We start from the raw sequence: 14,736 nt of genomic DNA on the forward strand, positions 1-14,736 counted from the left end.
AGTCAAATATTTGCCTATATAATGGATGAATATCGCCTACTTAGATATCTCACTATTCTTTAAATCAGTAATACTACTGATTACCCAATTTCATGTTTCTTAAATAATAGCTCACGAAAAGAAATTACTTTTAAAATTACAAAAGGTCTTGAGCTATGTTCAAAAAGAAAACCTTCCTACAACTTGCGATGGGTGCAGCACTTGCATCTACTGCAATGGCAAGTTACGCGACGACGGATACAAGCCGCCCTAACATCCTAGCTATCTGGGGGGATGACATTGGTATCGATAATATTTCAGCATACACACGAGGCCAAGCGGGTCACTGGACTCCAAATATTGATCGTATTGCAAATGAAGGCGTGCTATTTACTGACTTTTATGGTGACCAATCTTGTACTGCTGGCCGTTCTTCTTTCATTACTGGTCAACACCCTATTCGTACTGGTTTAACCAAAGTCGGCATGCCAGGTGCTAAGCAAGGCATGAAACCTGAAGATCCATCACTTGCGACCATGCTTAAAGAAAAAGGTTACACGACAGGTCAATTTGGTAAGAACCATCTTGGTGACTTAGACTCACAATTGCCGACTGAACATGGTTTTGATGAGTTCTTTGGTAACTTATATCACTTGAATGCAGAGGAAGAGCCTGAGCATCCAGATTATCCGCAAGCGCCAGGCTTTAAGAAAAAATTTGGCCCACGCGGCGTAATTCACTCATACGCGGATGGCCGTATTGAAGATACGGGGGCACTAACCATCAAGCGTATGGAGACCGTGGATGAAGAAACGTTGGAAGCAGCGCTAGACTTTATCGACCGTGCACACAAAGAGCAAAAGCCATTCTTCTTGTGGTACAACTCAACGCGTATGCACATATGGACTCACTTAAAAGAAGAGTCTAAGGGGATCTCGAAGCGTGGTGGTCTATACGGTGATGGTATGGTCGAGCACGATAATATGGTCGGCCAACTGCTTGATAAATTAGATGAACTTAAAATTGCAGACAACACCATTGTTTCTTACACCACGGATAACGGTGTAGAGAAATGGGGTTGGCCTGATGGTGGTACATCCCGTTTCTACGGTGAGAAAAACTCGACGTGGGAAGGTGGTTTCCGTGTTCCAGCTATGATGCGTTGGCCAAACAAGATTCCTGAGGGAAGTGTGGCAAATGAAATTGCATCTCACCTAGACTGGGCACCGACTTTCGTTGCAGCTGCGGGTGAGCCTGAGCTTGTTGAAAAGCTTAAGAAAGGCACCAAGTTAAACGGTAAGGAATACAAGGTGCATCTGGATGGGTATAACCTGATGCCTGCACTGAAAGAAGGTAAGAACACAACCGCTGACAATAACCCTAACTGGCCGCGTAAGAACTTTATCTATGCGACAGATAACGGTGATATTTCAGCAATTCGTTTCGGCGATTGGAAAGTAATGTACACGGTGAATAATTGTCATGGTATTGAAACTTGGACATGTTCTTTTGAAGAGCTGCGTTTCCCATACATTTTCAACTTACGTCAAGACCCATACGAATCGGCACTGCATGAAAGTACAGGTTATCAAAACTGGCGTGTAGAACATCTGCCGTACATGTACATGGGTGCTGCTCAAACGTTCCAATTCTTACAAACGTTCCAAGAGTTCCCTCCTCGTCAAGTACCGGGTTCGTTCTCAATAGACAAGATAGTTGAGAAGATGAATATTTGGCAGCGAGCTCAATATCAATAGTATTGAGTAACAAGCTAATAATATTGAGTAATAAACTCATATTACAGAGTAAATTGGCGAGTCAAACCAGCCCCCGCTGAAAAACTGATGAGCTACCCCAAAGAGCGATCCTTGTGATCGCTCTTTTTGTTTTCGCTTTTTTTGATTTCAAGAGCTCTTTTGTTTGCAGCCACTCTTTGGTTCCCATGAACAATGAATAGAATCCGTAATTCTACTGATTACGCCTGACAAGTGCTGCTGAATAATGGTCATAGATAACCGTTACAGGTCTTCATCTTAGGGAAATAACTGCACAGTGAATGTGAGTGAACGAGAAGAGGAATAACAATGACCCAATCAGCTCAACACAACACCATTATGTTGCCCAAAGCAGCCCCCGCGCAACGAATGAACATTATGACTAAGCCCATTGGCTCGGCGTGTAATATTGATTGCACGTACTGTTACTACCTAAGTAAAGAAGAATTGTTAGGCCATGAGCGTGGTTGCGCGACTCATATGAGCGAAGAGATGCTCGACACCTATATTAAAGCCTATATTGAGCAGCAAAATTTCCCTGAGATTATTTTCCATTGGCAAGGCGGAGAACCGACGTTATTAGGCGTGAACTTCTTTCGTGATGTAGTCCGCTTGCAAAAGAAATACTGCCCAAAAGGCGTGAAAATCGAGAACAACCTGCAGACTAATGGGACGTTACTTAATGATGATTGGGGCAAGTTCTTAAGTAAAAACAATTTCATGATTGGCTTAAGCATTGATGGACCTGAAATGATCCACAATGCTTATCGTACCAACAGATCGGGACGAGGCACGTTTAAACAAACCATGAGAGGTGTCGACATTCTTCATAAACACAAGGTCAACTTTGCGACGTTGACTTGTGTAAACAACCTTACGGGTTCAAATCCACTCGAAGTATACCGCTTTCTACGTGATGAAATTCGCTCACCACAGATGCAGTTCATCCCTATCGTTGAACCGAAATCATTCCGAGAGACAGCACCGCAGAAGTGGTCAGAAGAGGAGATTCTTTTCCAAGGGATGCCTGAAACTGAGCCTAGTCATCCAAATTCAATTGTAGAGTCTTGGTGTGTTTCTGCTCATCAATGGGGTGACTTCCTGTGCTCCATTTTTGATGAGTGGTTAGAGAATGACATCGGTAACGTGAATGTACCGTACTTTGAATCTTGTGTTGAAACCTGGATGGGGCGAGTGAACCCACTTTGCACGCTTGCTCCTATGTGTGGAAAGGGCTTAGCCATTGAACATAACGGTGATGTTTTTGCTTGTGACCATTACGTTTACCCCGATTACAAACTCGGCAATATCAAGGATGCCAAACTCGAAGATCTACAGTTTTCACAAGGCCAAGAAGAGTTTGGCCGAGCAAAAGAATCAACGTTACCTAAACAGTGCCGCGAGTGTACTTATCAGTTTGCCTGTTTTGGTGAGTGCCCAAAAAATCGCTTTATCAAAACCCTCGATGGTGAAACTGGGCTGAACTATTTGTGCGCAGGCTGGAAACAATTCTTCTCACATATTGATCCTTATATCTCAATGGTTGTTGCGACGATGGGCTACCCAGTGAACAAAGGCATTAATAGCGATGCAATGAAGATCAAATTTTAATAGAGGCGTTATCTGATGAAACTCAAAACTGTTGTGCTGCTTTTTTCTGCACTGATTAGCCAAACTGTTACCGCTCAGGTTGAAGAGGTTTCACCGACAGATACTCGATTTAATCAAGCATCGGTAAAAGCGGTGATTGATATGGCTTTTCATACCCAAAGTGAACGGTATACTGAATTTGCTACGCTTTTTAACTTGTGTCAAAAGCTGCCTGATAATCAACAATGCGGCGAGAAATACGAGAAGAAACGCTCAAACTACGAGTTAGCTAAAGCGAATTACAATGTGCTTTTGATGGCCAACGAACCTCAATGGAGCACCTTAAGGATGCCTCCTGCTAACTATGAAGAGTTGGTCTCTGGCTTAAAAACGTTGGGTTACTTAAGCGATGAGCAAGAAAAGGTCGAGCAAGCTCAAACACTTGAAGGGCTAAACCAATGGCTTGAATTTCATAATTTCGCGAAAACGGATGAGATTTACTTTATGCATGCGCTGTTGGTGAGGGCTGAAGAGTTATCGAAACAATTGTCTGTAGAGCGTCACCCAATATGAAACATCGGTTAGTTAATTGGCCTGCAGTGGTGCTCATTTTTGTTGGAATGCTACTTAGCTTTTATTCTTGTGTCACTCTGGCGACTAGTGTTCAACCTTCAGGTAGTGAAAGCGCAAGCCAAGTGGCCACTGTTGTTGAACAGCGTGAGCAATTGCTCGCGGAGTACTCTCAAAATGAAGCTCTACCCATAGAACAACGTGCCGCAGCGACCGTGAATTTAGGGATGTATTATGGCCCGAATGCGGTTATTGCCGTTGCTAGAGCGTCGCGTTCTGAACATCCACAAATGCGCTTGGCAGCAATACAAGCCGCAGAACAGTGGCAGGGTAAAGCTAAGTGGGATGTAGTCTCCCCGTTACTCGATGATGTCGACCGTGATATAGAGGCTCAAGCAGTTCGTACGCTGATCGTTCTTTGGCCGCAGTTGTCTGGGGAATATCTCGATCGTTTAGAACCAGCCATTGATAGACACTTAACCTTACTATCCAATGATCTTAATGGCGACTTAGAGCGAGCTTGGCTTTATACCTTACAAGGCAAATTTCCAGAGGCTGAGCTGATCTACTCAGATCAATTTAAAAATCATAAAGAACCTAGGGTTGCCATAGCTTACGCAGAGTATTTGAAAGGCATTGATGACGATGAACAAGCTCAGCATGTTTTAACGCAGACGTTGGTTGAGTTTCCTGAATCGGCGGCACTGCACTATAGCCTTGGTTTGTCTTACTTGCGAACTGGGGAAAGCGTGAAGGCGCTACGTCGCCTGAGAAATGCATATGAACTTGAATCGATGAACGGTTCTTATGGATACACTTATGCGACTTTAGCGCGAGAGCATGATGCTGAGACTGCGATTACTGTCTATCGAGCTATCTATCAAAATCATGCTCAACTAGCCTATCTCTATGCTTTGTGCGACACCTTATTAGTTGCAGGACAAGACGCGAACCTGTGTCTTGCTGAACTTGAATCTGTCGCACCTCTAGATGTTGTGTCAAAACTTAAACAACTCTATCTGCCAAATTAAATCAACGCTGATATCCCTATTCAGGTACTACAGCTTATTTAGGTAGCTTTACAAGGTAACGTTATGTCTACAGATACTCGTGCAGCCATTTGTCAGTTAATTGAACAGACGAACCAATCCATTATAGGTCAAGCTCATGTTACACAATCAATGATGATCGCGTTGTTGTCGGGTGGGCATATTTTATTGGAAGGGCTTCCTGGAACGGCGAAAACTCGTGCTGCAAAAATATTGGCGGAACAATTGAATATGGCTTTTAGCCGTGTGCAATTCACGCCCGATCTACTTCCTTCAGATGTCACTGGCACGCAGATTTATCATCAAGAGCAGTCGAAGCTGACATTTCAGCCGGGCCCTATTTTTAGTTCTATGGTATTGGCCGATGAAATAAACCGAGCACCAGCCAAAGTTCAAGCAGCACTATTAGAAGCGATGGCTGAAGGTACAGTGACGGTTGCGGGTGAAACCATGTCATTGCCAGAACCTTTCTTAGTGATAGCAACGCAAAATCCCGTTGAACAAGAGGGCACCTATCCGCTACCAGAAGCGCAGATGGATCGCTTCATGATGAAAGTGAATGTTGACTATCCAGACCGAGACTCTGAAATGTTGATTATTGATTTAGTGCGTCAGGAAGAACTCGCAGTAATGGATGAGGAAGTGAGCAAGAGTATGGGTACAGGAACGTTACAACAGGAACAAAATGAATTGCTAGCTGCGGCATTTGAAGGCGGTGTTGAGCACATTGCAGCTGGTAAGGAGGCGGTAAAGCGTATCCATACCTCGCAGCCCATTAAGCAATATATTGTGGATCTTGTTATGGCAACGCGCTTCCCACATTTGTACCCGGATTCAAATTTAGATAAGTGGATTGAAGTTGGCGTAAGTCCTCGCGCATCGATCGCACTAGACAAATGCAGCCGTGCTCATGCTTGGTTAGCGGGGCGTGATTATGTGACTCCAGATGACGTGAGAACGGTCGTGGTTTCGGTATTAGGTCATCGTATTACTCCAAGCTTCGATGCTTTGTCGAATTCGGTGAGCGCAGAAAAAATTGTTGATGAGCTGCTGCTCAATGTGCCTCTCTCTTAGGGAACCTTGTTATGAATGTGTCCGATGACGTAAGGGTTGTTAGTTCATTTGAATCTCTGATGGCGACAAAGTTGAAGTCGACAGGTTTCTCGTTGCCACCCATTGCCAAAAGTCGTTCTCGACAAGCCGGTAACCACTTGTCTCGTTACCGTGGCAGAGGGCTTAACTTTGAAGAGTTTCGACACTATCAAATGGGTGATGATATTCGCAGTATTGACTGGAATGTCACACAGAGAATGCTTGAACCTTATGTCAGGGTTCAAAGTGAAGAAAAAGATCTGCCGGTGGTGTTGCTCGTCGATCAACGCAGTAGCATGTTCTTTTCATCGGTCGATACCATGAAATCGGTGGCGGCAGCTCAAGTTGCTGCTTGCTGTGCTTGGAAAGTATTAAAAGACAGTGATCGCATTGGAGCGTTAATCTTTTCAAATGAGCAGCTGTACTGGCATAAACCACAACGTCATTCAGCACATGTAGCACGAATTCTTCAGTCTCTGGCACTAGCTAATCAAGATTTGTCTCGTGCAGAACAGAAAAGTAAAGAAGTCGCAGGTTCAGGGTTATCTGATGCTTTGACTAAGCTAACGCAGCAAAAGTTAAAAGGTTGTTTGATCGTGATGATCAGCGACTTCAATGATGCGACAGAACAAGATGTTCAACGAATTAAATGGTTAAAGCAGCACAATGATTTGATGGGCATTGCGGTCAACGATCCTATGGAACTTGAACTTCAATTTTCTCAACCGATTCATATCAGTGATGGTGAGTGGCAGCTATTGGCTGATACATCATTGAACGAGAAACTTCATCGATACAACCAAGTAACCAAGCAGGGCTACCAAGATATCCATCAGTTATTGAGTGCTGATAGGGTTGATGTGGTTAGATTAGACACGTCTGGGAATCACATCTCTGATTTTATTCAAAAGATGAGTGGGGGCTACCGTGTCCGATAATCGAATTTTACTTAAAGGTTTTATCGATCCGGCCTCTACTGTTGATGTCAGCTGGTTACCAACAACAATTGGTTGGAAAGTCACCTTTATTCTGATCTTAGTGCTGGGGGCTTGGAAATCGTTCCACCTTTTTCAATCCTACAAAGCGAACAAATATCGTCGTATAGCAATAAAAGCGATCAGTAGAAATAAACAAGACACCATTAATGATCAGTTCTTGCAGCAAGAGTTGCAAAGAATAAACAGCGTGTTGAAACAAGTGGCTTGTTGCTCGTTCCCTGGAAGTAAGGTTGCGATGCTCAGTGGCAATGAGTGGAGTGAGTTCCTAACTGTTTCTTCACCGAACCCCATTTTTGACCGACCGATTTTGTTGCAATGGCAGCAAGATATCTACAAGCCCGCATCAGATTATGGTTGGACCGAAGGTGAATTAAGTCAGGTTCGTTTAAGTGCTATTGCGTGGGTAAAAGGCCATGTGAGAGGTTCTGATGGTCGAGTTTGAATACCTTTGGGTCTTTGCTTTATTGCCCTTGCCGATTCTTATCTACTGTTTTGTACCGAGTCATCAAACCCCTCAAATTGCCTTGAAAGTCCCTTTTTTTGATGCGCTGGCATCAAGTTTAGGTCTGAGTGCAGAGAAAGGATCAAACCAGATTAAGGCGGGTATTTGGCAACGTTCTTCCCTGATTTTAGGTTGGCTTTTAGTCGTGTTGGCAGCAGCGAAGCCTGTTTGGCTAGGGCCTGAGGAGACCAGAGAGCTCGCTGGACGTGATGTGATGATTGTTCTGGATTTGTCGGACTCTATGGCAACGGACGATTTCTCTAATCGTGCAGGTAATCAAGTGACTCGTTTGGTGGCCTCAAAAGAGGTGTTGGACACGTTCAGTCAAAAGCGAAGTGGCGACCGACTCGGCCTGATAGTCTTCGGTGATTCTGCTTTTTTACAATCGCCCTTTACGGCTGATCACACCGCATGGTTAGCGCTGTTAAATGAAACCGAGCCTGCAATGGCAGGGCAAAGTACCCATTTAGGTGATGCAATTGGACTCGGTATTAAGACATTTCTTTCCGAGAATCAGATAGACAAGCAAGAGCAGTCATCCGACTTACATAGCACTCAACCTGATCAGCTTTCTTCTGAAAACCTTGCTCCTGAAAAACATGAGCACGACAGCCTTACTCACGAACACCTTAATCGAGAGCACTTGATGATTGTGCTTACCGATGGCAATGATACCGACAGCTTAGTGCCGCCGATTGATGCCGCGAAAGTGGCTGCTGCGCACAATATTAAAATTCATCTTGTGGCAGTGGGGAACCCTAACACTTCAGGTGAGCAAGCGGTTGATATGGAAGTCATTGATACTGTAGCCAAGTTAACGGGAGGACAGAGCTTTCTAGCGATGTCACCTACTGAACTGGATAACGTATACGACACAATCAATGAACTCGAGCCTAGTGTGTTTGAAAGCTACCGTTACCAGCCGAAACAAAGCCTTCACTATGTGCCTTTGCTGATCGCCTTCATTTATCACTTAGTGTTTATGGTAGTTCGCTCTATTTTGCGATTTCGTATCAAGCCTGAGATTCTAAAATCGAGGGCTTCATGATGGGAAACTTTCACTTTATTCGCCCTGAATGGCTATTGTTAATCGTGCCACTTGCCGGGGTGCTGCTCATGAACTGGCGCCGAAGCCAAAAGCAGCATTCGTGGGTAACCCATTTGCCCAAGCACTTGTCTGATGCTTTACGTGTCGGTGAGTCGTCTCGTGTTAAACACCTTCCGATCTTTTTGCTCAGTGTCATCTGCTTGATCGCGATAGTGATTGCTTCTGGGCCAAGTTGGTATCGTCAGTCCTCGCCTTTTGCAGAAGACACTACGCCATTGGTGATTGTGCTCGATGTCTCTGAGTCGATGCTACAAAAGGATGTTGCGCCAAGTCGTCTGTTTAGAGCAAAGCAAAAAATAGCCGAGCTTATTGATCTGCAAGGTAAAGGGAAAACAGCGTTAGTCGTCTACTCGGGTACCGCCCATTTAGCTATGCCTTTAACGCAAGACGTTGCGGTGTTTAAGCCTTTACTAGAGGCCATTCATCCCGAAGTAATGCCAAGAGAGGGGAAGTTTGCGGAATATACCCTGCCTATCATCAACAAATTGGTATCTGAAACGGACAATGCAACGGTATTGCTGGTGACCGATGCCGTTAATCAACTGGCTTACCGTGAGTATCAAGGTTATTTCAAGGAAAAAGGCTATCAACTGCTGGTTTATGGTGTTGGCAATCAAGACGTTCCATCTCCGTTACCTATGGAAATTGAAACTCTATCGAAATTAGCCAGCTCGGTGCATGGTGATTTCGTTGCTTTTACTCAAGATGACCAAGATATACAAAACCTTAATGGGAAAATAACGTCTTTTGCTGAACTATCAGCAGACCAAGCTGAACCTTGGTTTGATGCCAGTTACCCTCTGGTGTGGCTGGTGCTAGTGCCGTATTTATTATGGTTTAGAAAAGGTTGGTTGGTTCAGTGGTGCGTTGTGGTTTCTCTGTTTTATAGCGCGACTTACAGCCCTAATTTATACGCAGCAGAGTTTTCGTTGGTCGATATTTGGCTGACTAAAGATCAGCAGAGCGCTCTGTATTATCAAGATCAAGAATACCAACAAGCCGCGCAAATCTTTGAAAATGAGTACTGGAAAGCAACGGCCTATTACCAAGCTGGCGAATACGAAGTGGCACAACAATTCTACATGCGCAGTGATACCTTACAGGGGCAATTAGGTGCGGCGGCTTCATTGGCGAATCAAAAAGAGTTTGTTGCGGCAAGGTCTTTGTATCGAGAGATCTTGAATCAATACCCTGACAATCAAGAAGCTCTTCATAACTTAAAGATTGTTGAAGATGTGATTGCTTATATTGATAGTTTTACCAAGGAACAATCGAAAAGCAATGAACGTCAGGTGAGCCGAGAAAATGGGGATAAGCCAAAACGCTCTGATGGTGTAAAGCAGCAAGTAGAACAAGATCAAGTGATTCAAGAAGTCTTATCCGCTGAACAAGTCTTGAGTGATCCTGGCGCCAACGAAAAATGGATGAAGCGAGTTCAGAGTGATCTATCGAGCTTTATCTCAACCAAGTTTGCATTGCAGTATCAACAAGGGGCGGCTAATCAAACGGAGTGGAAAGATGAAGCTAAGTAGGCTATTTCGGCTTTTGTGTTTGGTTATTAGCTTAATGAGTCATTTTGCTTATAGTCAGCTCTCAGCTTACAGTCAAACTACTGTTCATAGCTCAGATCCTGTTTATAACCAGCAGCTAGCTTCGCTCTATGATCAAGGCAGTGTGAGGCTTAACGTGTGGTTGAGTCACGTCAGTTCGGATATTGCCGTGCATGAGCAGGTCGTTCTCAATATCGAAGTGATGACAGACACATGGTTCACCAAAGGCACCAAGGTGCATCGTGTCGAGGTTGCTAATGCGGTCGTATTGCCAATGAGTTCTTTTGCTGTGAACTCCACAGAACGTATTGAAGCGAAAGTGTTCTCCAAACAACTCTGGGAAATTGTGCTTTACCCATTACAGAGTGGAGAGTATCAAGTCCCCCCCGTTACGCTTGAGATTGGCGTAAAGCAGGGCAGTAATAATGTTGTTGGGGTGGTGATGACGAAGGCTCTGTCTTTCAATGCTCATAAGCCTTCCGCCAATATGACGTCTGATCAGAGATGGTTAACAGGTACTGAAGCTAATCTAAAAGAAAAATGGATGCTTGTCTCTCAAAATAGGAGTTCACAGGGCTTAGAAGAACAGCTCAGGGTGGGTGACGCCATTACCCGTGAAATAACATTATCTGCACACGACACTATCAGCGCACTTTTGCCGGAAATCACGACACTCCCTGAAACCTTAACGAGTCAATTTTTGGTATATCCTGAGTCAACTCAGTATCGAGATGATGAGCAAAGGGGTGTGCGTCAGGCTCAAAGATTAGAGAGGGTGACTTATATAGTAAACAAGGCTGGTCGGGTTACGCTTCCTGCAGCCAGTGTGTTTTGGTGGGATTCTGAGTCTCAGCAGCAAAGCACTCTTTTCTTGCCAGAGCGAAGTTGGCAAGTGTCGCACACTTTCGCTTCCTTTGTGGAACAGTACAAGGTGTTACTGGGCGGGTTCGCTGTCATTGTTGTTGTGATATTGAGTACTGCACTGTTGTTCCGCTATGTTAAAACAAAGCCTAAAAGCAAATGGCTTTGTATAGCTCAAGCTATCTATAAGAAAGATATACCTTTGTTCGAGAGTTCGATTTATCTGGTTTTACTTGAGCATTTTCAGTCTAGAGTGCTAACGCCAAGAGTAGAAACGGTCGAAGGTATTGAGATGATATGGCAAAGATATAAGGAAAGCCCTGAGCATAAAAAATTACGAGAGTATGAATGTTCTCGATTAGCTTTGCTAAAAGTACTGATAGCCTTCCTTTTGTCTGCTCAATCGGGTGGATTAAACCGTTAGCTGGTAACACGACTGTTTCTCATCAACTCAGACAGATAGACAACCCCCCAAGTACTCAAAATAAAAGGAGCCGTCAGCGGCAGTAGTGACAGCTCGTGAAAACCAAGTGTGACAAGGCAGCTCAACAGTATGCCTAATAGGATTAACGGCCAAGGGATTCGCGGATAGAGCACAAGTCCTAGAGTGGCAAGAATGGCGTTGTACCCGTAAAGACCTTGGGCTATCAGTTCATCAGGAGCACCAATAAAATTGCTAAATAGGGTGCTGATTACCACAGCAAGCGAAACCCAAATGGCATGCTTAATATTGTTGAGTGCGATGGCAACCAAGATGACTAGACCCGATAGTGCATTATCGATAAAGCTGACTTGGCTGATCCCTTTCAATAATGGGAGCACCGCTGTTGGTAAGCTAAACCACGAATCTGCCTCAAGACTGATTAGTGGCATAAGCGGGGAGTCAGGTGCCGAAAATGCCGATAGATCCAAGGCTGATTGGATAGCATAAATCAGCCAACTGGTGAGGATAAAGGCACTAGTGTAACCGCGATATTTCTTAAAACTGAATACGATGCGGGCAATAGGTACTGTGAGTAATGCGCCTAACATTGTCACTATAACCAAAAATGGGGTGACACCAAAAAAGTTACCGATAAATAAACCAACTAAAGCGCCATTTAACGCATACATACCGCTATCAATATTGTCATCTGACTTGTTGGTGTTGGTGTTGGTGTTGGTGTTGTACATATATCTATAGAAGGCCAATGCATAGCTGCAACAGGTGCCAAGCAAGGTAAGAAAAGCCAGTGCAAGTGACTCAATAGAAATGGCAAGCAATAGTAGAAGCGACGTCATGACCGACGGAGTGAAATAGACTTGCCCAATGCCATTGAGCAAGCCTTGAAATGGTGGGATATCCTTATTCGTTCTCATCGTCTGACTACATTATTTTGCTATGTTGAATCTTTGTAGCTCAGATTGTATGCAATTTTATTAAGTTGACCATCTTTGTGTATCAATTCTGATACCAGCGCTCACCATAGGCTCGTTGGTAATCTGGTGTTTCAATGATGCCTTCTTGCTCTGGAACGGTTTCTAATGGCCCAACGACCGTTCGATAAGGTAATACGCCAGCCCATACTGGGATATCCATATCAGCTTTATCATCATTCACTCCATGTTTACCAATCTTCACGGATGCTTCTGTTAAAGGGATCGCCAATAGCTCGGTGGCGGTGAGCTCTTTCTCATTACTGAGCCTGACTTCGTCGGTTCTTCCCGGCGCGATTTGCTCAATGAAGATGTTCAATAAACGATCTTTTTCTTGGTTGTCCTCGATGACTGAAAATGACCCCAATACCACAGCAGAACGATAATGCGCACTGTGATGAAATGCAGAACGAGCCAACACCCAACCATCGAACAAAGTGAACGTTAAACAGGTTGGGTCCCCCTTCTTCAGGCCTCTCAATAAGCGACTGTTTTTGGCCCCATGAATGTAGACCATGTTATCCACTCGCCATGCGAGCATCGGGATAACCATTGGGCCTTGTTCGCCTTGCAGTGCAATGTGTGCGATTAAGCTTTCGTCGATGATTTGATGCAGTTTCTCTTGTTCAAATACGGCTTTGTGAGCCCCTTTTTTAATCGTGGTTCTTTTCGTGTTAGATAACATAATCGCTCCTTAATCATTGCCTTTTGATTAATGTAGCGATTAACTGGTCTATTAAATAGAGCCACTTTTAAACACTATTTGGATCCAGTTATGCAGCCTATTGATGTCGGTGACTTACAGTTAGACGAGCAACATGACACACGTCAAACCGCCTTGTTCCACGCAATCAGAGAGAAGATCGTTCAAGATTTATGGAGCAAGGGCAGCAAGTTACCTTCAACACGTAAGCTAGCCGTCGAGTTATCGGTGAGTCGAAATACGGTGATTTATGCGTACGAACAACTGGTTACTGAAGGTTATATTGAGAGTAAGCAAGGCTCAGGGTTTTATGTCTCGGTTGAACAACCTGAACACTTTCTAAGTTTGTCTCAACCGAAGTGTGTTCAGGATGCGAAGATTCAACAAACCGTCAGTAAACCGAGTGTAAACATAGCGAAACCTAACGACATTAACCGCAGCTTTGCCCCCGGAGTCCCTGACTTAGATGCGTTCCCTTTTGCTAAATGGCAGAGGCTGCTGCAACGCCACTCTACGCGTCAGAACATTGCGGGCAATCAAGAGGTTCAGGGAAGCTTAGCCTTGAGGGAAGCGTTGAGCAGATATCTTGCAAGCAGTCGCTCGGTTCACTGTAGTGCAGGCCGAATCATCATAACCGCAGGTGCTCAGCAAGCTATCTCAATTGGTTTGATGGCAACGTTAGCGATCGGCGAAAAAATCCTTGTGGAAGAGCCCGGCTACCGACAAGTGCATAAAATCATCGACCTGTTGAGGCTAGAGCTAGACGGTGTGAGTGTGCGTGAAAAGGTTGGATTAGATATTGAAAAAGTGTTGTCCAGTAATGCTAAGGCTCTGTATGTCACGCCGAGTAACCAATACCCAATGGGTACGACCTTAAATACTGAACAACGCCTTAAGCTGATCGATTGGGCTAACAAACATCAGTCATGGATCATTGAAGATGACTACGACAGTGAGTTCCAGTTTGCTCATCGTCCTTATACCAGCATGCAAGGTTTGGCGGGTAAGTTGGGATTCGATGATCGCATCATCTATGTCGGATCCCTGAGTAAGGTGATGTTCAATGGCCTGCGACTAGGTTATTTGGTGGTGCCAGAAAGTCTGGTGGCGAAGTGTCTTGAGATTAAAGATGCGCTCACCGGAGACACGGCGTCCCATACACAAGAAGCATTGGCGGATTTTGTTCGAGAAGGCGATTTATTGCGTCATATTAGAAAGATGCGTCGGTCATACAAACTCAAGCATGAAGCGATGATAGAAGCGATTGAAAGTGAATTTCCTGGCGATCTTGAAGTGATTAGCCAAGCGGCGGGGTTACATGTGACTGTGAAGTGGTATCAAGGTATATCTGAACATGAGTGGAGCCGACGAGCTGAGTTTGAAAATATCATCATTCGCCCTTTTGACTTTTATGAATATGGAGCAAGTGATGCTCGTGATTGGAGTGGTGCAGTACTTGGGTTTGGAAATATCCGACTGGCTGACATAAAGCCGAAGATCAAACAGATCGCTCGGCTTTTTTATCCGTAATATTGGTAGGGCT

The 14,736-nt window shown here is 44.5% G+C and carries 13 protein-coding genes; 11 read left to right on the top strand and 2 right to left on the bottom strand.

What is annotated here, in order from left to right:
* Window positions 1-155 precede the first annotated feature (155 nt).
* From Q5H80_RS15910 to Q5H80_RS15955, 10 genes are all read left to right on the top strand, one after another.
* Complete coding sequence (locus tag Q5H80_RS15910; RefSeq protein ID WP_369809722.1) at window positions 156-1,736, top strand: arylsulfatase; 1,581 nt, start codon at window positions 156-158, stop codon at window positions 1,734-1,736.
* Window positions 1,737-2,057: 321 nt separating this feature from the next.
* On the top strand, window positions 2,058-3,365 hold the full coding sequence (locus Q5H80_RS15915; RefSeq protein WP_369809729.1) for an anaerobic sulfatase maturase: 1,308 nt from the start codon (window positions 2,058-2,060) through the stop codon (window positions 3,363-3,365).
* Window positions 3,366-3,380: 15 nt separating this feature from the next.
* Window positions 3,381-3,917 carry a hypothetical protein gene (locus Q5H80_RS15920; RefSeq protein ID WP_304570393.1) on the top strand — a complete coding sequence of 179 codons (537 nt, stop codon included), beginning with the start codon at window positions 3,381-3,383 and terminating at the stop codon, window positions 3,915-3,917.
* Window positions 3,914-4,945: a hypothetical protein gene (locus tag Q5H80_RS15925; protein WP_304570394.1), complete on the top strand. Its 1,032-nt coding sequence runs from the start codon at window positions 3,914-3,916 to the stop codon at window positions 4,943-4,945. The genes Q5H80_RS15920 and Q5H80_RS15925 overlap by 4 nt, the downstream gene beginning before the upstream one ends.
* A gap of 63 nt (window positions 4,946-5,008) precedes the next feature.
* A complete protein-coding gene (locus Q5H80_RS15930; RefSeq protein ID WP_304570395.1) occupies window positions 5,009-6,037 on the top strand; it encodes a MoxR family ATPase in 1,029 nt (342 codons plus the stop codon).
* A gap of 11 nt (window positions 6,038-6,048) precedes the next feature.
* Window positions 6,049-6,993: a DUF58 domain-containing protein gene (locus Q5H80_RS15935; protein WP_304570396.1), complete on the top strand. Its 945-nt coding sequence runs from the start codon at window positions 6,049-6,051 to the stop codon at window positions 6,991-6,993.
* Entirely contained in the window at window positions 6,983-7,495 is a 513-nt protein-coding gene (locus tag Q5H80_RS15940; RefSeq protein WP_304570397.1) for a DUF4381 domain-containing protein, read from the top strand. Before Q5H80_RS15935 ends, Q5H80_RS15940 begins: the two co-directional genes overlap by 11 nt.
* Complete coding sequence (locus tag Q5H80_RS15945) at window positions 7,482-8,603, top strand: VWA domain-containing protein (RefSeq protein ID WP_304570398.1); 1,122 nt, start codon at window positions 7,482-7,484, stop codon at window positions 8,601-8,603. Before Q5H80_RS15940 ends, Q5H80_RS15945 begins: the two co-directional genes overlap by 14 nt.
* Window positions 8,600-10,195: a VWA domain-containing protein gene (locus Q5H80_RS15950; RefSeq protein WP_304570399.1), complete on the top strand. Its 1,596-nt coding sequence runs from the start codon at window positions 8,600-8,602 to the stop codon at window positions 10,193-10,195. Before Q5H80_RS15945 ends, Q5H80_RS15950 begins: the two co-directional genes overlap by 4 nt.
* 34 nt (window positions 10,196-10,229) lie before the next feature.
* Window positions 10,230-11,498, top strand: coding sequence for a BatD family protein (locus tag Q5H80_RS15955; RefSeq protein ID WP_304570400.1), 1,269 nt, complete (start codon window positions 10,230-10,232; stop codon window positions 11,496-11,498).
* Here the strand turns inward: Q5H80_RS15955 and Q5H80_RS15960 are convergent.
* Window positions 11,495-12,433 (bottom strand): urea transporter, encoded by a 939-nt coding sequence (locus tag Q5H80_RS15960; protein ID WP_304570401.1) that lies wholly within the window; start codon window positions 12,431-12,433, stop codon window positions 11,495-11,497. The two genes, Q5H80_RS15955 and Q5H80_RS15960, sit on opposite strands and share 4 nt — an antisense overlap.
* An 82-nt stretch (window positions 12,434-12,515) precedes the next feature.
* Complete coding sequence (locus Q5H80_RS15965; protein ID WP_304570402.1) at window positions 12,516-13,175, bottom strand: pyridoxamine 5'-phosphate oxidase family protein; 660 nt, start codon at window positions 13,173-13,175, stop codon at window positions 12,516-12,518.
* Window positions 13,176-13,265: 90 nt separating this feature from the next.
* Between Q5H80_RS15965 and Q5H80_RS15970 the strand changes: the two genes are divergently transcribed.
* The gene (locus tag Q5H80_RS15970; protein ID WP_304570403.1) at window positions 13,266-14,723 is read left to right on the top strand and encodes a PLP-dependent aminotransferase family protein; all 1,458 of its coding nucleotides are present in this window, start codon (window positions 13,266-13,268) and stop codon (window positions 14,721-14,723) included.
* Window positions 14,724-14,736: the final 13 nt, after the last annotated feature.

This window comes from Vibrio sp. SNU_ST1, from assembly GCF_030563405.1.
Taxonomy (GTDB): domain Bacteria; phylum Pseudomonadota; class Gammaproteobacteria; order Enterobacterales; family Vibrionaceae; genus Vibrio.